This is a genomic window from Idiomarina sp. Sol25 (assembly GCF_033052775.1).
In the GTDB taxonomy this organism is placed as follows: domain Bacteria; phylum Pseudomonadota; class Gammaproteobacteria; order Enterobacterales; family Alteromonadaceae; genus Idiomarina.
In genome coordinates this window covers 1-264 of the sequence record NZ_JAUPEW010000149.1, presented here as the reverse complement: position 1 = coordinate 264, position 264 = coordinate 1, and the positions used below count along the sequence as shown (strand labels likewise).

The window sequence follows — 264 nt, the reverse complement described above, 5'->3', positions numbered from 1 at the left end:
CGAGCTTTGCGCTCGATTGCCAGACCAAGGCGTACGCCTTCTACATCCTGAACTACGGCAACGGCGATTTGCGTGCCTGGCGCAACTTCGCATTTCAGATGAACTATGTGGGCATGGGGATCGAAGCCTATGCGCCGCACTTCGTGCTGGTTTCGCGGTTGATCTGGCGGTCCTGCAGCAATCTTCTCAAGCAGGCGGATTGCACCGACGTGCTGACCAAGGCGATTGCGCAGGCTTCCGGAGAATCGATCCTCGTGAAGGTGC

At 58.0% G+C, this 264-nt stretch carries 1 protein-coding gene; it reads left to right on the top strand.

Features of this window, described 5'->3' with window-relative positions; genetic code table 11:
- On the top strand, nucleotides 1-264 hold a 264-nt coding region (locus tag Q5L94_RS13815), incomplete at both ends, for a hypothetical protein (RefSeq protein ID WP_317498928.1).